The sequence below is a fragment of the Nocardiopsis sp. NPDC101807 genome, from assembly GCF_044766605.1.
In the GTDB taxonomy this organism is placed as follows: Bacteria; Actinomycetota; Actinomycetes; order Streptosporangiales; family Streptosporangiaceae; genus Nocardiopsis; species Nocardiopsis tropica.
In genome coordinates, this window is sequence record NZ_JBIWMK010000017.1 from 16,798 (window position 1) to 31,625 (window position 14,828).

Below are 14,828 nucleotides of genomic sequence, written 5' to 3' on the forward strand. Positions count from 1 at the left end.
GCCGGACCGGGAGAGTGCTGGTGCTCCCGGCCGGTACGGGTCTGGGGATTCCCGGACCCAGTGGTGGCCGAACCGCCGCCGGGGCATCCTGAACAGATGAGCGAGCAGCCCCGCGACCCGGAGGTCGAGCACCTGGCCGCCACCCTGCGCCGCCGCCGCGAGGAGTTAGCCGGCGCTTCGGGTGTGCGGATCGGACGCGGGACCGTGGTGCACGAGCTGACCACGCACATGTGGGCCGGTGTCGCTGTTCCGGCGGTGGCCTGTCACGCGGCCGTGGACCCGCTCCGGTTGACGGCGGCCGCCGGGCCGGTGTCGTGCCGCCGGTGTTCGCGGCGGGGCCGCCAGGAGCAGCGGCAGGTGCCGGGGCAACTGGCCCTCCCCGACGAGTAGGCCGGATCCGGGGTGGAGGACGAACGCGACCTCCCCGCCGGTCCTCGCGAGATTCGGGTGGAACATGCGACGTCGACCAGTTCGACCACCGGTCGACGTGGTGGTCGACCACCCCGGCCGGGCCGATATTTTCCGATGATCTCGTCGGCGGACATGGCGGTCTACCCGCCCGCTCAACGGCGCCCCGGGGCCGGAAGATCCTGACGCCCCCTCCCCCTGGGGGACGTCGACGTCCAGGGCGTGAGGGACGACGGTGGAGCCCCGACCTGCGACGACGGGAACAGTTGGGGAGTTTTGACGACGTCTCGGCGGTGTGGAACGCGCGGTCGGCGACGGAGGGTGAACGCCGGATCAGGGGTTGACCCCGCGCTGGACCCGGCACTAGACCCCACGGTAGACCCGGCGCTAGACCCCGCACTGGACACGCGGCTGGACACGCCCTCCGTGACCCGGCGTGGTGTCCGCTGGCCAGACCCCTCGGTCGAGCCCGGCAAGCCGCCGACATCTCCCTCTCCGAACAACCTGACCCCCACCTGCGGAAACAGGAACAGTTCGGAAAATTCTGCGCCGTCCAGATGGTGTCACCTACGCGCCCGACGTCGAGGTCCTCGACCGCGATCCGGACGCCCCCTCCCCCTGGTGCCGTAGGTACGGCATGACGTGAGTACGGCACCCGGCCGAACCGGAGAAGTCGCCTTGACCATGTAGATCACACCGACGGCGGATCAGCCAGCGGATGACGCGGAGAGCACGCGATGTCGTCCAGACGCAGCCCTTCCTCCTGAAGGAGAAGAGCCTCCTGGTGGAGTCGCCCGGCGAGGTCGATGGCCTCGAAGTCGGCATGCGGGTGCAGGAGCCGCAGCGTGGCCTGTGTCAGCCGATTGGACCGCAGCAGCAGGGCCCCGGCCCGCCGGTGGATCTCGTCGACCCGCCGTTCCACCGCCTTCTCCCGGGCCCGGCGCCGTCGGGCGGCCTTGCGCTGCCCGCCCTCGGTGTCGGGGCGCAGAGACGGGCCCGCGGCTTCGCCCAGGCGCTCCGCGAGCTCCGGGGCCCGGTCGGGGTCGAGGCCGTAGGCCAGGGCCGCCAGGATCGCGGGGCGGGGCCGGCGCTGCCCTGCTTCGAGGCGGGTGATCGTGGACCGGGCGACCGCGGAACGGGCTGCGAGGGTGCGGGTGGACACCCTGGCCTCGGTGCGCAGCTTGCGCAGGAGGGCGCCCAGGGTGGAGCGGAGGACGACGGCTTCCTCGGGGGCGGGGACGCCGGGGTTCGGATCGGTGGCCATGGGCCCATGGTCGCCTAACGGGCGCGCGCACGCGCGAGAGTCTTATCACCGGAGTGTTAGGTCTTCGCTGGTTTTCGTCAGGTGCTCGTGTCCTCGGCCGTGGTGTGTCCCCGGTGGAACGGGGCTTCCTCGCGCGCGTAGGGGAGGGCTCGGATGTCGGTTTTCGCTGGGATTCGCTAGAGCGCCGGCCACTCCCGCGCTTCCGCCGTCACCGTGCTTCCCCGCGTCCTCCCCACGCGCGCGGGACAGGAGGCGACCCGCTTTCCGTCACACAGGAGCCCGTGACGCCTCGCGCGTGCGCGCGCGTAGGGAGGGGTCGACCGGTCGACCTTTCAGTCCCGTCGGGCTTCAAGAACCCGCTCCACCGGCCAACCGACGAACTCGGCAACATCCTCGTTGGAGGTGGACCGGCTGCCGATCCAATCGTCGAGAGCGTCGCACAGAGATTCCGGGAGGCCCTCGGTCACGTGGAGGTCGTCGTCGTACAGGTCATCGGTGAGCGGGTCGATCAGCGCCCATGACTCGGCCTGGTGCGATCCCAGGAGTTCCAGGAACCCGTTGAGTCCGTTGCTCCCTTCAGCGAGGGTCTCGCCCGTCCGGTAGTCGGTGACCTCCCATGTGTCGTGGTCGACCTGGCCGCCGTCGACGACCCGCCCGCCGGCGGCCTCGTGCTCGCTGACGCGCTTCTCGATGGCTTCTTGGAGTTCGCGGCGTCGGCCCAGGAGGGTGATGACGTGCTGCTTGACGAGGTCTTCTGCCATGGGGCTTCTCCAGTACTCGGGGGTCTTGCGGGTTCACGGAGTCGGGGCACACACCCGGCATCGTTTGTAGTGACGGCCGCCCTTGGGGCCGGTGTTCTCGGCCATCCACGCGCGGGTTTCCTCAGCTGACATGAGGCGGAAGGGGATGTCCCCGGAGGCCCACCCCGATTCCGCGAACGTGAGGTCGTGGTCGTCGTCGGCATGGGCGAACGCGCGGAGCGCTTCCTCGTCGCCGGGCTCATGGGTGATGAAGCCGTCCGGCATGTGTCGTCGGACAACACTGCAGCCGACCGTGTGCAGCCCCTTGGAGTTGCCGACGGCGAAGGGGAACTCGTCGTGGAGTGTCCACCGTCGCCACCGTTCGGCCATGGTCTCCAGGTGGCGGGCGAACCGGCGGCGCGACCGCTCGCAGGTCCGGCATCCGCCGTCGCGTTTGCACCAGGCCAGCTTGTCCTCGTGGGTTTCGTATTCGTAGCAGCTGGCCGAGTCGTAGATCTTGTCGACCGCGTCCAGCAGCATGCTCCGAACGTCGGTGGCCTTCTCCTGGCCGGCGGCCACGGCGTCGAGGAGGTCGAGCACGGCGGGCAGCTCGACGCTGAACCCGCGTCCTTCCCGGAGGGGCCGGTCCCGGACGTCGGAGTCGGAGAAGGCGACCGCGAAGGAGAACACGACGCGTTCCAGCTCGGTGCCTGATTTGGTGCGGAAACTGACTGTGTGGTTGGAGGACATGGTCCTGCTTCCGTGTCGGCGGGATCGGTGAACCACTCAAGCAGGCGCGGCGCCAGCGCGGTGCGGAAACGGGAACGGCCCCGCGCCGTGTACGGGTGCGGGGCCGCGGTTCGTCGGGGTCTATGCGGGTGCCATGTCGACGAACCGGCTGTAGTGACCCTGGAAGGCCACGGTCACGTCCGCCGTGGGGCCGTTGCGGTGCTTGGCAACGATCAGGTCCGCCTCCCCCGCCCGCACCGTCTCCTTGTCGTGCACGTCCTCTCGGTAGAGCAGGATCACGACGTCGGCATCCTGTTCGACGGCGCCGCTTTCGCGAAGGTCGGACAGGTGCGGCTTCTTGTCCTGGCGCTGCTCCGGGTTGCGGTTGAGCTGGGAGAGCATCACCACGACCACACCGAGTTCCTTGGCCATGAGCTTGAGCGCCCGGGAAGCCTCGGAGACGGCGACCTGCCGGGACTCGGCATCGGCTCCGGAGGGGATGAGCTGGAGGTAGTCCACGACCACCATGTCCAGGCGGCCGGTGCGGGCCTGGTAGCGGCGGCAGTTCGCGCGGATCTGGGCCACGGTCGTGCACTTGTCCGCGACCCACAGGTGGTGGCCCTCGGTCTCGCGCTGGGCCTTGACCGTGGCGATGCGGGTCCACATCTCGTCGTCGAGCATGTCGCCCCCGGCCCGGATGGAGTGCAGGGGCACCTTGGACTCCGCCGACAGCCAGCGCAGGCGCAGCTCCTTGTTGGTCATCTCCAGTCCGAAGAACGCGGCGTGGTGGCCGGCCTTCACCGCCCCGCGGGAGAAGTCCAGGGCGACCGTGGACTTGCCCAGAGCGGGGCGGGCGCCCACGACGATGAGCTGTCCGGGCTCGAAGCCGCCGCCCAGCAGGGCGTCGAGGTCGGCGAACCCGGTGGGGACGCGGTTCTCGTTGGCTTCGCTGCCGCGCTGCATCTCGTCGATCAGCGCTTCCCAGGCGTCCGGGTCGAGGATGTGCTCCAGGTCGCCGTGGTGGTCGGCGCTGGAGGTGACCATCTCCGTCACGGCGGCGCGGGCGTGGTCGACCAGCTCGTCGACCTCCCCGATGCCTTCGTAGCCGAACTGGGCGATGCGGGTGCCGACCTCGACCAGGCGGCGCAGGACGGCGCGGTCGGCGACGATCTTGGCGTAGTGGCCGGTGTTGGCGAAGTGGGGGATGGCATCGACGCAGGTGTGCAGGTAGAGGTCTCCGCCGACCCGTCCGAGGTCACCGCGCCGGGTCAGCTCGTCGCGGACGCTGATGGCGTCCAGGGGTTCGCCGCGCGCCCCCAGGGCCTTGAGGGCGTCGTAGATCATCTGGTGGGCGGGCTTGTAGAAGTCGGGAGTGCCCACGAGGATGCGCTGGACGTCGGCCAGGAGGGTGGCCTGTTCGACGGCGTTCGGCGCGAGCATGAGCCCGCCGAGAACGCTTTGTTCGGCCTGGATGTCGTGGGGCGGGGTGCGGTCGGACATAGTCTGGGATCTCCATCTCTACAGGTGGTAGGGGCCGGACGCGGAGCTTGCAGGCAGCGTCCGGCCCCGTCTTCGTGAACGGGGTCGAGCTGGGTCAGCGGGCGCCGACGAGTTCGTCCAGGCGCTGGGCGATGTCGGGTCGGCGGGCGGCCCCGTACTTCTTGAGCAGGCTGACCAGGACCGGCTTCGGGGCGAACCGGCACGCGGCGCACGGCATGGGCTCGTGGTGGGTGTGGCAACGGGTGTCGACCCCAGCCGTCTCATTGGCCTCTGCTCGGGCCTCAGATGCACGCTGAGCGCGTACCGCGTCCAGGTGGGGGGTCAGGTCCTCGATGTCGAATCCGGAGACGTAGCGGCGCACCGAGCGCACCGAGCGCCCGTGGTGTGCCTTGTAGTCGGCCTTGACCCGTTCCAGGACGGCGGCGGCTTCGTCCTCGGTGGCGTCGGTCATCTCACGCACCAGGTCCACCGCACCCGGCTGGCGGCCCTTGGTGTTGGTGGAAGAGGTGTCGTCCTCCTCATCCGCCGGAACCCGTGGAGACGGTGTGACTCCCGCGCTACCTGAGGAAGAAGACTTCTCTTGACTAGAAGAGGTACCGCCGCATGGGTGCGGCCAGGTAGCCGCATGGGTGCGGCCACCCTGGCCGCATCGGTGCGGCCACCCTGGCCGCATGGGTGCGGCCACCCCCCCCTGTTCGCACTCGCAGGTGTCCTGATCTGCGGTTTCAGACTTTGCAGCGGCCTTTTCGGCAGCTTCGGCGCGCTTGGCCGCACGTTCGGCCCGTCGCTTCGCGGCCCGCTCGCCGGCGCGCTCGTCCCAGCGCTCCCGGTCCAGGAGTCTGTAGACGCTCGGGATGTTGCTGCGCGGGTTGGCGGGGTCCTTGCGGCGCTCGACTTCCAGGAGTCCGTACTCTTCGAGCTTCTTCACGCCGCGGTCGACGGTGTCGACGGACTTGCCGATGCACGCGGCGAGGCGCTTGCGGGTCGGGATGTCGTCGTCGTCGGGGTTCTCGTCGGTGTCGCGGCTGGTCTGGTCGGCGAAGCTCGCGAGGGCGGCGTAGAGGGCCTTGACGACGGGTTCGACGGAGCCGTCACGCGCGAGTTCGGCGTCGAACTTGATCCAGTCCACGTCGGGGGCGCGGAGGACAACGGGGTACGGGACGTGGTCGTCCACGGTGGTCATTGGGTCTGCTTTCCAGGCAGCCCAAGCACGCGTTAGCGGTGCTCGTTACCCAGTTCGGGTAGCCCCACGAACCACTTTTGCCTTAATTCGGCTACAGTGGTGCACGCATCTATGTGGGGTGAGCATCGCTTGCTGTCGTGCTAGGACAGCCAGCTCACGACTTCGACTTAGGCCCGGGCTTAGGCCCCCGGGCCTTCGTCATGTCTGGGGATCGATCTTGGTGAAGCTGAGCCTACATGTCCGGTTCGACAAGGTGGTCGAGTAGCGCGTCATGGGTACAGGTGTTCGGTTGTGGCGGTCGACACGTCCACCTCCCGCTCGAACAACGCCCCGCTGCCACGGCCGGGAGCAGTCTCGGTGCGGAGGTGTCGGAAGCCGCGAGCCTTGTAGTACTCCTGCAGCGCCGTGTTCGTGCGCCAGCAGTCCAGGCGCACCGAGGACTTCCCCTCCGCCGCAGCGTGTCGGCAGGCCCAGTCCAGGATCTCGTCTCCGAGACCGGTGCCCCGCCAGCTGTCGTTGATCATCAGCTTGTACAGGTACAGGGCGCTCTCCGGGGCGTCGTCCTCGTGCCACCAGTCCGGGTCCGGCCCTGCGAGCGTCACCGTGGCGACGACGGCCCCGGCCGGGTCGGTCACCACGCTGGTCACGCCGTCCCGGATGCCCTCCTGCAAGTTGCGGATACCCCGCGCTCTGTTGTGCCACTGGTCGATGCCAGCGGCGTGTAGGCGGTCCTCCGCGGCAATGCGGAGCCCAACGACCGCGTCGAGGTCGGCTTCGGTGGCGGTGCGTATGCGCAGGGTGCTCATGTGAGGTCCAAGTCGTAGACGAGATAGTGGCGGTCGCCGGGGAAAACGGTGATCATGTGGCGCACCGGAGTGCCGTCCTCGCCGTAGCCGGTGCGGCGGTGCTCACCAACGGGGACTCCGGTGGCGATGTCGAGGTCAGCCGCCTCGGACGGAGTCGGCATCCGAATCAGAATCGTGTCCCGAACCGAGACCTGCGGATGGCCGATGCTCCGCAGGATGCCCCCCGGAACCGCGACGTCACGCTGCTCCATCAGCAACGTCCCCCTCGCCAATAGCTCCGGGAAGTAGCTGTTCGACAACTGGTACGGCACGTCATCCACGTACCGAACCCGTGCCCGATGCACCACCATCGTGCCGGGCTCGACCTCCAGGCACGCCGCGACATCGGTGCCGGCGGCCTCCACAGACGCGACCACTGTCTGCCGCGGAGAGCGCCCCTGTTCGGTGATTCCAGCGGCCCAGTCGTCGGCGAAGCCGGTATCCCGGCGCCCTCCCCGCTCGAACTCGTGCAACCTCCACGCGATAGGGCGCGGATCTCGAACGCGGCGTCCCCGCCGCCCTTGGCCGCGGCTGATCAGGCCGTCCTGCTGTAGACGCCCGAGCGCCTGTCGGACAACCGGCCTGCTGACCTCGTGCTGCTCGCACAGCTCCGCCTCGGTAGGCACGGTGGCCCCTGGACTCAGCGCACCGGGCGCGCCGGGGGTGTCGACACCCCGAAGGATCCGCTGACGCAGGTCCTCGTAGACGGCTTCCCAGAGCGGGTTTTCCCTGTTCACGGCACCTCCTCTCCTCGTATTTGTAACAACAGTCATGCTAGCTCTTGCGTACTGTCAGTATTGTAATTACAGTAATGACAGAACGAGGGGCGCGCAAGCCCCCTCGGCCCGGGAGTGGACTCCGGTGAGCAGGGGTGATCCCTGCCCACCGCGTGGAAGCCCGGAGCGCAGGAGCTTTGAGAACTTCACAGTGACAAGTCGCAGTTCAGCCCTCTGCCAGTACCGGAGGGGGTCAAAGCGGACGGACCGATCACGCCTACGGGCCGCTGTGAGGGTGCCTCGCCTATGACTGCGCCACTGCGCCCCCTGCGGGTGCCCGTCCGACCCCACCTCCCCACCACGGGGAAGCGGGGCCGGGCGGGGACCGCAGGGTCCCGGCCCTCCACCAAGGGGCCGGCACCACGCACTGAACACGACGAGAGGAACGGCCGATGCCGACCCTGACCTGGAACGCCGTCAACTACATGCAGGCCGTCGCCGCGGACCTCCTCGGCGACTGGCCCGAGGGCAAGCCGGACGGCCCCGACGGGGAACGCCCCGCCGCGTGGCTCATGCGCGGCGGGGGCCGCGTCGCCGCACTGGCCGACCTCATGCGGTCGTGGGGCTACGAGGTCGAGCCCCACGAACCCGGGTGGCTCCGCATCAGCGGGCGCCCCACGAACGTCGAGGCGATCCGCTACCTGGAAGCCAAGCGCGCCCAGGCGCGACTGGACTGGCTGCGCGAAGCCACCGCCGCCGACCTCACCCGGTTCGCCACCGCCCTTTGAGCCCCTGTGCTGCCTGTCCGGCCCCGACCCCCGCCCGGGGGAGCGGGGCCGCGGCGGGGACCACAGGGTCCACCCACGAGAGAGGAACGCCGATGACGTACCTGCTGCGCATCGCCGCCACTGTCGCGACCTGGCGCTGCGGCGCCTGCCAGACCTGGAACGACGACTCCGACACCCACTGCATGGTCTGCACGACCCCGGAAGGAACCGCATGATCCGCCTGACGCACCGCCGGTGCCGGCACGAGGTCGAGGGCCTGGCCGACGCCGCGCTCCGCCAGACCGCACGCGCCGAGACCCTGGCCGTCCGGGTCGAGAACCGGGACGCCAAGGTCGAGGACCTGACCGACGACCTGCGGGCCGCCGAGCACCGCCTGGACGAGATCACCGCCGCCTGCGAGGACATCGAGTACGCCCGCGAGGACGCGGTCATCCCCGACCTCCTGCGCGAGAAGCTCCTGGACGCCGACGACCGCGACCGCGTCCTGGCCGAGCACTCCCGGGCCCTGGCCCAGATCGACGAACTCACCGAACGGCGCGACCGCACCCTCGCGGCCGCGCACGAGGCCGGGATGCTCGCCCGTGTCTACGCCCTGATGATGGGCGCCGGAGACCGCGGGGACAGCGATGCCGGGGACCTGATGGAGGGGATGCGGGTCACACGCTGGCACCGCGTTCCGGGGTGGGGGTGCCAGGACACGGCCTGCACCGAGGAGGTCCGCGAGCTGGTCTGGCACACCGACCGCCCCAGCCGGGCCCACATGGCGTGCGAGTGCGGCCGCGTCTGGCGAGCGGCCCCCGGCTCTGCGGACCGCGCCGAGACCGAGAGCCGCCGACACGCGCTCAGGGGGACCGGCTACAGCTCCACGCGCCCCTGGGGGACGCTTCCGGCTCCGGTGCTGGAGGCCATGGACCGGGCCCTGCCGACCGCCGCCGAAGTCCGCCGGGCCGCCGCGGCGGTTCCGGCATGACCACCCCCGAGGACCCGAAGGTCCCGATCAGCGAGTACATCGCCGAGATGCGCTCCGAGCTGGCCCGCGTCGACACCAAAGCGGGCCTGCTCGCCGGTCTCTCCGGCGCCTCCCTGGCGCTGCTCGCCCCCCAGTTGGACGGCGACGACCCCGCGGTGTGGGTCATCCGCGCCGGGGCCGCCGCCCTCGTGGCCGCCCTGGTCGTGATGCTCCTGGGGGTCCGCCCCCGCATCAGCCGCACCGCCCCGTTCGCGGCGCTGCTCGCCGACCCGACCGGGTGGACCCCCGAGGGGGAGCGCGAGCGCGCCCTGGCCCTCGCGGCCGTCACCGCCAGCAAGTTCCGCCGGATCCGCCTCGCGGTCGATCTGCTGATCGGCGCCGCCGTCCTGGTCGGTGCCGGCCTTCTGTGGGCCGGGATCGCCGGATGACCACCCCCGAGGAGACCCAGGCCCTGGCCGCGGCCGCCGTCGCGGTCCTGGCCGTCCTCGTCGCGGTGCCGGTGCTGGCCCTGTGGGTCGAGCACCGCACCCCCTGTAACCCGCCCCACCTGCGAAGGAGCCCTCGTGGCCGTTGACCTGACCACCCTCAAGAACCTCCGCGCCCAGGTCGAGAAGGCGCGCCCGTCCGCCCTGCGCCTGCTGGACAAGGACATGGCCTACCTGCGCGCCGGACACCGCCGGGCCGACATCCAGGCCGAGGCCGACCAGATCACCGGCCAGTGGCAGTCCCGCCTGGACACCCTGGCCGACCGCGGCTGAACACCCCTGTCGGCCCCTCTGGCCCACCCCCACCGTCCTGGGGGTGGACCGGGGGGACCACCAGGTCCACACCACCGTGAGGAGCCGCCGATGCCCGCGACCACCACCGACCACGAGGACTACATCGAGTCCGTCTGGCGTGCGATCCCCGACGCCCAGGACTACTGGGCCTGGACCGACCCGAAGAACGCCGCCGAGGACGACCTCGCCGACGAGATCGAGATCTCCGACGCCTCCCTGGCCCTGTCCTGGTACCTGGACACCGTCGACCCCGGCCCGGCCGGGATCGTCACCCTCCCCGACGGCCACGCCCTGGGCTGGCACGAGACCGGCGGGTGGACCGTGATCGGCCACGCCGGGCTGGTCAGCGTCCCGCACGTCCTGGCCGTGGACGCCTCCCCGGCCCAGGTCGCCCGCGTGGCCGCCGCCGTCTGAGCGCCCCCTGCACAACGTGAGCCCCGCCGGGTAGCCGCCCGGCGGGGCTCTGCACATCACCGCACCACTCTCAACAGGAGGAACGCAGATGCACGACGACGAGACTACCTACCGGGACCCGCTCGACGACCTAGAGGACCTGCTCGCCATCCGGGCGCACTCCCCCCGCTTCTGGGACCCCGACGCCGCCGAACAGGTCGCCGTCGACCCGTGGGAGCACCCCTCCTGGGACGTCGCCGCCGACCTCGCGGACGGCTGGGACGACCCCGACGAGGCCGCGCTCCTCCTGGACGCCGTCCTGGTCGACGACACCCAGCTCGACCCGCCCGCCCCGGCCGCGCCGCTGCTGGCCCTGGTGCCCGTCGAGGTCGACGGCTACTGGCCCGCCGCCGACGACCACGGGATACGGGGGATCGCCGCATGAGGACCCTCACCCTGGGCGAGCTGCTCGCCCGGATGGCCCGGGTCGCCGCCGGCGCTCCCCGCCGCATGGTGGTCGAGGACGTGGCGGTCGCTGCGGTGGCCATGGTCGCCGTCGTGGTCGTCTGGGTCGCCTCGGACCCGCCCGTGTGGCTGTGCCTCCTGGCGGGCGCCGCCCTGATGCACGCCTGGACCGCCGTGTACGCGCTGGTGCGCGACGCCCTGGACGACGCCCGCGACGAGTTCGGGGAGGCCGCGTGATCGGGATTCTCCTCGGTGCCCTCGCCGCCTCGGTGACCGTGGCCGTGTCCGTGCTCCTGGTCCGCGCGACCGGCGGCCGGACCCTGATGACCTCCGACCGCCCGCTCACCCGCGCCCGCCGCTGACGAGGAGACCCCGAAGTGCAGACCTTCTACGCGTTCACCCTGTTCTGCCTGGCCCCCGCCACGGCGGCCTTCGTCATCTTCATGTTCATCCAGACCTACTTCTGAAAGCGAGTCCCATGCGGCCCGTCCACCTGCTGATCCTGTCCATGTTCGTTCTGGTCGCCCTGACCATCGCGCTGATGCTCTGGCCGACCTGACCAGCCCATTCACCCCACACAGCGAGGCACCTGCCGCGTCACAGACGGCAGGTGCCTCGCGTTGTTTCTACCCGAAAGGAGCGCCGCCGTGCGCTGGCCCTGGAAGACCGAGACCGAGGAGCTGGCGGCCGCCGCCGCTCCGACCCCGACGCCACCGCCGGCACCTGCGCCGCCGGTCGCGGAACCCGCCCCGGCCGCCGCGGTCGTGGAGCCCGAGCACGACCAGGAGGAGAACGTCGTCCCTGCGGCCCCGCCCTCGGGCGGGATCGATCTCACCCGCGTCATCGCCTCGATCGTCACCGCCGCGTCCGCAGTCTTCACCGTGTGGTCGGTGTGGGACCTGGCCCGGGGCTTCGGGGAGGAGGGGCACGCCGCCCCCCACGCGGTCGGCATCGGCGCCGGTGTCGGCGTCGAGGCCGTGTGGCTGTGGCTGCTGGCCATCGAGTGGCAGCAGGCGTCCACGACCGGCCGCGTGTCCAAGGCGCTGACCCGCACCGGGTGGGCGCTGGCCGTCGGGGCCTCCGTGGTCCTGGTCGTGCACGGTGTGGTGACCTCCTGGCCCATGGTCCTGCTCGCGGTGCTCCCGCTGGCGGCCAAGGCCGGATGGCACCACCTGACCTCCGCTCGCGCGGAGCAGACCCGGGCCCGACTGGCCGTCGAGGCCGCCGCCGCCCGCGCCGCCGCTGAGGCCGAGCGTCAGAAGGCCGAGGACGCCCGCCGCGCCCAGGAGGCCGAGCAGGCCCGCCAGGCGGCCCGGTCCACCACCTTGACCGAGGCCCAGGAGGCCGAGCTGGCCGAGCTGCGCCGGACCGCGGCGTTCGTGACGGCCAAGACCGACGCCGAGCTGGAGCTGGACGCCGCCCGCGCCCACGCCGACCAGCAGCGGGCCCTGGCCGACATCCGGCGCCGGGCCGAGCAGCAGATGACGGTGGACGAGGCATCCGCCGACATCGAGGTGCGCCGGGCCGAACTGCAGAACCGGATCCACCTGGCGAAGCCGCTGTACACCGTCCGGGAGATCACCCCCGGCGGCCAGCACGTCGTGCCCGACGACCCGTCCGGGTTCGGTCTCCCGCCCGTGAGCGGGACCACGGGGTCGGGGTTCGGGTTCGCACCGCAGGCGCAGGCCCACGCGGGGGGTGCCTCCCCCGCTGACCTGCGGGTGCCTCCCCACGCCTCCCCTACCGCCTCCCCCGATGCCCCCCTGGGTGCCTCCCCTGTGGAGGTGGACCTGCCGGTGCCGCAGCGGCTGCTGGCCTACATCGCCGAGCACGGTGACGCCTCCACGGTCAAGGGCGCTGCCCGTGAGCTGGACGTCGACCCGCGCACCGTCCGCCGGTACCGCGACGACATGTCCGGCACCCACGACATGAGCGCCCTGTACTCCACCCAGTGAGACACGGGGGCACCCGCCCTGACCTGCGGGTGCCCCCTGCGCCTCCCCGACCGCCCCCTCTGGGGGCCTCCCCGCCCCGGCGGGTGAGCAGACCCACCCGGCCGTTCTCCGGGTGGGCCTGTCCACCACTCCGGCGCGGGCGCGATGAGACGACCGATGCCGCCGGGAGTTCCCGGACGAGTCGGACGCCGACGACGCCCGCCTGCCCACCGCACACCCCTCACCGGAAGGAGACCCGTATCCCGCGTCGACCGCCAGCTCGCGCCCCGCCGAAGGGGCCGGCCACCTCATCCACGGGCCGCCGCCCACACCCGGGCGGCGGCCCCACCCACGACCACGACCAGGAGGTCCGGTGTCCAGCCGCTTCTTCGATCCCGAGGGGGCCCGCTGGGGCATCCCGACCTACCCGAAGCACCTGGCCCCGAAGGGCCTGGCGACCCGCTACCAGCTGCGGACCCTGGGGCTCCGCCCCGGCGGCCAGGACCCGGTCGCCCAGCTCGCCTGGGCCTCCCGGTCCCGCTGCGGCGGCGCCCGCGACGGATACCGCGTCGCCTGGCTCTACTACGTCCACCTCGCCCGGCCGGTCCGTCCGATGACCCCGGCCCGCGAGAGGGCGCTCGCACGCGCCTACCTGGCCCGCTGCACCTGCACCTCGTGCGGACTCCTGCACGAGTACTGCCTGCCCACGTCGCTCGGACGCACCTGCCCCCCGGGCACCGGATGCGCCGCCGCTGACGTGCGCCTGGCCGCCTGACCACCACATTCACCACCTGATGGGAGGGGCGACCGATGGGTGCCCTGCCTGACCGCGAGCCCCCGTCGAGGGCTCCACTCCGCAGCCCCGAGGCCGCGCCGTCCCTGTGGGCGGTCCCGGCCCGGCGGCCCGCTGACACCGAGCCGGAGTCGACACCGACGTCGACCCCGGCGCCGCCTCCGGCGGTTCCCCGACCGGCCCCTCCCGCCGCCCCGCCCGCTGAGCCCCGGGAGCCCGCTCCCACCCCGGCCCCCGAGCCCGACCCGCTCCCGGCCGACGACGTCGACGTCGAGGACCAGGAGCACGAGGAGTTCGAGGACGACGACCGGGGGCCCTGGTGGGCGAACCTGCGCCCCCCGGACATCTGGGGCACGCCTCCGCCGACGCTGGCCGAGGAGATCGCCAGGGTCCGCGCGGGCGAGCACCTGCCGGCCTCCGGGCCCTGGCGGGTCGCGGAGCAGACCCGGATGTGGGTCTCGGCCGTGCTCATCGCCGGGCTGCTGCTGCTGGTGTACGTCAACCGGTCCGCGGCCCGCCAGGCGGTCGCGGTCCTGTTCGTGGCCGCCGTCGTCATCGTCATCCGCTGACACCCCCTCAACCTCGAAAGGAGAGTCCTGTGCTCAGCTTCATCTTCGGTTCCACGATGGTCGTGGTCATGGCCGGAGCGCTGGCCATGATGTTCGCCGTCCGCCGACACAAGAAGTTCCGCAAGTTCACCAAGTGGGTGACGTTCCTGTTCGGCCTGATGGCCGGATCGGCCGCGGCCCTGTGCTTCGTCGGCCAGTGGGCGGGAGCCCTGCTGACCGGCGCGTTCGCCCTGGTCGGCATCCCCGCCGCCTTCATCGGCGTCGCCGCCCTGTTCTACCTGATCGGCGCGATCGGCGACCTGCTCGACGGCGTCCCGGACGGGTTCGCCCTGTCGGCCGCGCTGGTGCTGCCGACGCTGGCGGCCGTGTCCGGCGGCGCCCTGGGCCTGTACGGCGACCAGGCCACCGGCATGGTCTCCCAGGCCGGAGCCGTCCTGCTCAACAACCTCATCGGACTGGGGGCTTAACCCGTGGAGCTGTTCATCATCATGGCCACGATCGCGGTGATCTGCCGCGATCCGGCCGGGACCATCAAGGCCGCGACCAGCTACAAGCGCGCGCAGATCGAGAAGGCGCGGGCGAAGAATCCGAAGGTGCGCCACCCCGGGCACCGGGCGCTGCGCAACTACATCGGCACCGTCTGGGAGACCCAGTGGAACGACGCCGCTGAGCGCTATCCCGAGCAGATGAAGGCCGCCCAGGCCCGCCGCGCCGCCCGCAAGGCCGGGAAGAAGGCCGGCACCCCCGCCCCC

23 protein-coding genes are annotated in these 14,828 nt (G+C 71.5%); 16 read left to right on the forward strand and 7 right to left on the reverse strand.

The genetic code is table 11. The features are described from left to right. Positions 1-96: 96 nt before the first annotated feature. Entirely contained in the window at positions 97-390 is a 294-nt protein-coding gene (locus ACIRPH_RS31615; protein WP_402921307.1) for a hypothetical protein, read from the forward strand. Between the two features lie 709 nt (positions 391-1,099). On the opposite strand, the gene ACIRPH_RS31620 is transcribed toward ACIRPH_RS31615, so the two are convergent. The 7 genes from ACIRPH_RS31620 to ACIRPH_RS31650 all read right to left on the reverse strand — a co-directional run bounded on the left by ACIRPH_RS31620 (position 1,100) and on the right by ACIRPH_RS31650 (position 7,406). Beyond that, complete coding sequence (locus tag ACIRPH_RS31620; RefSeq protein WP_402921310.1) at positions 1,100-1,672, reverse strand: helix-turn-helix domain-containing protein; 573 nt, start codon at positions 1,670-1,672, stop codon at positions 1,100-1,102. Positions 1,673-2,004: 332 nt separating this feature from the next. After that, complete coding sequence (locus tag ACIRPH_RS31625) at positions 2,005-2,433, reverse strand: hypothetical protein (protein WP_402921313.1); 429 nt, start codon at positions 2,431-2,433, stop codon at positions 2,005-2,007. A gap of 33 nt (positions 2,434-2,466) precedes the next feature. Beyond that, positions 2,467-3,162, reverse strand: a complete 696-nt coding sequence (locus tag ACIRPH_RS31630; protein ID WP_402921315.1) for a hypothetical protein — start codon at positions 3,160-3,162, stop codon at positions 2,467-2,469. A gap of 120 nt (positions 3,163-3,282) precedes the next feature. Then, on the reverse strand, positions 3,283-4,641 hold the full coding sequence (dnaB, locus tag ACIRPH_RS31635; RefSeq protein ID WP_402921317.1) for a replicative DNA helicase: 1,359 nt from the start codon (positions 4,639-4,641) through the stop codon (positions 3,283-3,285). Positions 4,642-4,735: 94 nt separating this feature from the next. Further along, positions 4,736-5,824 carry a helix-turn-helix domain-containing protein gene (locus ACIRPH_RS31640; RefSeq protein ID WP_402921320.1) on the reverse strand — a complete coding sequence of 363 codons (1,089 nt, stop codon included), beginning with the start codon at positions 5,822-5,824 and terminating at the stop codon, positions 4,736-4,738. A gap of 269 nt (positions 5,825-6,093) precedes the next feature. Beyond that, the gene (locus tag ACIRPH_RS31645; protein WP_402921323.1) at positions 6,094-6,495 is read right to left on the reverse strand and encodes a GNAT family N-acetyltransferase; all 402 of its coding nucleotides are present in this window, start codon (positions 6,493-6,495) and stop codon (positions 6,094-6,096) included. 131 nt (positions 6,496-6,626) lie between these two features. Then, entirely contained in the window at positions 6,627-7,406 is a 780-nt protein-coding gene (locus tag ACIRPH_RS31650; RefSeq protein WP_402921325.1) for a GntR family transcriptional regulator, read from the reverse strand. Between the two features lie 431 nt (positions 7,407-7,837). Between ACIRPH_RS31650 and ACIRPH_RS31655 the strand changes: the two genes are divergently transcribed. The 15 genes from ACIRPH_RS31655 to ACIRPH_RS31725 form a co-directional block, all read left to right on the forward strand. After that, a complete protein-coding gene (locus ACIRPH_RS31655) occupies positions 7,838-8,173 on the forward strand; it encodes a hypothetical protein (RefSeq protein WP_402921328.1) in 336 nt (111 codons plus the stop codon). A gap of 92 nt (positions 8,174-8,265) precedes the next feature. Next, entirely contained in the window at positions 8,266-8,388 is a 123-nt protein-coding gene (locus ACIRPH_RS31660) for a hypothetical protein (RefSeq protein WP_402921330.1), read from the forward strand. Further along, positions 8,385-9,143 carry a hypothetical protein gene (locus ACIRPH_RS31665; RefSeq protein WP_402921333.1) on the forward strand — a complete coding sequence of 253 codons (759 nt, stop codon included), beginning with the start codon at positions 8,385-8,387 and terminating at the stop codon, positions 9,141-9,143. The genes ACIRPH_RS31660 and ACIRPH_RS31665 overlap by 4 nt, the downstream gene beginning before the upstream one ends. Beyond that, the gene (locus ACIRPH_RS31670; RefSeq protein ID WP_402921336.1) at positions 9,140-9,571 is read left to right on the forward strand and encodes a hypothetical protein; all 432 of its coding nucleotides are present in this window, start codon (positions 9,140-9,142) and stop codon (positions 9,569-9,571) included. The genes ACIRPH_RS31665 and ACIRPH_RS31670 overlap by 4 nt, the downstream gene beginning before the upstream one ends. After that, positions 9,568-9,717: a hypothetical protein gene (locus tag ACIRPH_RS31675; RefSeq protein ID WP_402921339.1), complete on the forward strand. Its 150-nt coding sequence runs from the start codon at positions 9,568-9,570 to the stop codon at positions 9,715-9,717. The genes ACIRPH_RS31670 and ACIRPH_RS31675 overlap by 4 nt, the downstream gene beginning before the upstream one ends. Then, positions 9,707-9,901, forward strand: coding sequence for a hypothetical protein (locus tag ACIRPH_RS31680; protein ID WP_402921342.1), 195 nt, complete (start codon positions 9,707-9,709; stop codon positions 9,899-9,901). The genes ACIRPH_RS31675 and ACIRPH_RS31680 overlap by 11 nt, the downstream gene beginning before the upstream one ends. A 90-nt stretch (positions 9,902-9,991) precedes the next feature. Further along, positions 9,992-10,336, forward strand: coding sequence for a hypothetical protein (locus ACIRPH_RS31685; protein ID WP_402921345.1), 345 nt, complete (start codon positions 9,992-9,994; stop codon positions 10,334-10,336). A gap of 88 nt (positions 10,337-10,424) precedes the next feature. Next, on the forward strand, positions 10,425-10,760 hold the full coding sequence (locus ACIRPH_RS31690) for a hypothetical protein (protein WP_402921348.1): 336 nt from the start codon (positions 10,425-10,427) through the stop codon (positions 10,758-10,760). Continuing rightward, positions 10,757-11,017, forward strand: a complete 261-nt coding sequence (locus tag ACIRPH_RS31695) for a hypothetical protein (protein ID WP_402921351.1) — start codon at positions 10,757-10,759, stop codon at positions 11,015-11,017. The genes ACIRPH_RS31690 and ACIRPH_RS31695 overlap by 4 nt, the downstream gene beginning before the upstream one ends. Then, positions 11,014-11,142 carry a hypothetical protein gene (locus ACIRPH_RS31700; RefSeq protein WP_402921354.1) on the forward strand — a complete coding sequence of 43 codons (129 nt, stop codon included), beginning with the start codon at positions 11,014-11,016 and terminating at the stop codon, positions 11,140-11,142. Before ACIRPH_RS31695 ends, ACIRPH_RS31700 begins: the two co-directional genes overlap by 4 nt. Before the next feature lie 285 nt (positions 11,143-11,427). Next, positions 11,428-12,735 (forward strand): hypothetical protein, encoded by a 1,308-nt coding sequence (locus ACIRPH_RS31705; RefSeq protein WP_402921356.1) that lies wholly within the window; start codon positions 11,428-11,430, stop codon positions 12,733-12,735. Positions 12,736-13,087: 352 nt separating this feature from the next. Further along, on the forward strand, positions 13,088-13,489 hold the full coding sequence (locus tag ACIRPH_RS31710; protein WP_402921359.1) for an RRQRL motif-containing zinc-binding protein: 402 nt from the start codon (positions 13,088-13,090) through the stop codon (positions 13,487-13,489). 35 nt (positions 13,490-13,524) lie between these two features. Further along, positions 13,525-14,076 (forward strand): hypothetical protein, encoded by a 552-nt coding sequence (locus ACIRPH_RS31715; protein ID WP_402921362.1) that lies wholly within the window; start codon positions 13,525-13,527, stop codon positions 14,074-14,076. A 29-nt stretch (positions 14,077-14,105) separates the two neighbouring features. Beyond that, positions 14,106-14,543, forward strand: a complete 438-nt coding sequence (locus ACIRPH_RS31720; RefSeq protein ID WP_402921364.1) for a hypothetical protein — start codon at positions 14,106-14,108, stop codon at positions 14,541-14,543. Between the two features lie 3 nt (positions 14,544-14,546). After that, a partial coding sequence (locus ACIRPH_RS31725) for a hypothetical protein (protein WP_402921366.1) occupies positions 14,547-14,828 on the forward strand: 282 nt, incomplete at its 3' end.

Excerpts from the sequence above, each read along its gene's own strand:
- ACIRPH_RS31615 (WP_402921307.1), top strand. The coding sequence starts at position 97 with ATGAGCGAGCAGCCCCGCGACCCGGAGGTCGAGCACCTGGCCGCCACC.
- ACIRPH_RS31695 (WP_402921351.1), top strand. The coding sequence starts at position 10,757 with ATGAGGACCCTCACCCTGGGCGAGCTGCTCGCCCGGATGGCCCGGGTC.
- ACIRPH_RS31665 (WP_402921333.1), top strand. The coding sequence starts at position 8,385 with ATGATCCGCCTGACGCACCGCCGGTGCCGGCACGAGGTCGAGGGCCTG.
- ACIRPH_RS31620 (WP_402921310.1), bottom strand. The coding sequence starts at position 1,672 with ATGGCCACCGATCCGAACCCCGGCGTCCCCGCCCCCGAGGAAGCCGTC.
- ACIRPH_RS31690 (WP_402921348.1), top strand. The coding sequence starts at position 10,425 with ATGCACGACGACGAGACTACCTACCGGGACCCGCTCGACGACCTAGAG.
- ACIRPH_RS31715 (WP_402921362.1), top strand. The coding sequence starts at position 13,525 with ATGGGTGCCCTGCCTGACCGCGAGCCCCCGTCGAGGGCTCCACTCCGC.
- ACIRPH_RS31655 (WP_402921328.1), top strand. The coding sequence starts at position 7,838 with ATGCCGACCCTGACCTGGAACGCCGTCAACTACATGCAGGCCGTCGCC.
- ACIRPH_RS31670 (WP_402921336.1), top strand. The coding sequence starts at position 9,140 with ATGACCACCCCCGAGGACCCGAAGGTCCCGATCAGCGAGTACATCGCC.
- ACIRPH_RS31630 (WP_402921315.1), bottom strand. The coding sequence starts at position 3,162 with ATGTCCTCCAACCACACAGTCAGTTTCCGCACCAAATCAGGCACCGAG.
- ACIRPH_RS31640 (WP_402921320.1), bottom strand. The coding sequence starts at position 5,824 with ATGACCACCGTGGACGACCACGTCCCGTACCCCGTTGTCCTCCGCGCC.
- ACIRPH_RS31685 (WP_402921345.1), top strand. The coding sequence starts at position 9,992 with ATGCCCGCGACCACCACCGACCACGAGGACTACATCGAGTCCGTCTGG.
- ACIRPH_RS31675 (WP_402921339.1), top strand. The coding sequence starts at position 9,568 with ATGACCACCCCCGAGGAGACCCAGGCCCTGGCCGCGGCCGCCGTCGCG.
- ACIRPH_RS31660 (WP_402921330.1), top strand. The coding sequence starts at position 8,266 with ATGACGTACCTGCTGCGCATCGCCGCCACTGTCGCGACCTGGCGCTGC.
- ACIRPH_RS31625 (WP_402921313.1), bottom strand. The coding sequence starts at position 2,433 with ATGGCAGAAGACCTCGTCAAGCAGCACGTCATCACCCTCCTGGGCCGA.
- dnaB (WP_402921317.1), bottom strand. The coding sequence starts at position 4,641 with ATGTCCGACCGCACCCCGCCCCACGACATCCAGGCCGAACAAAGCGTT.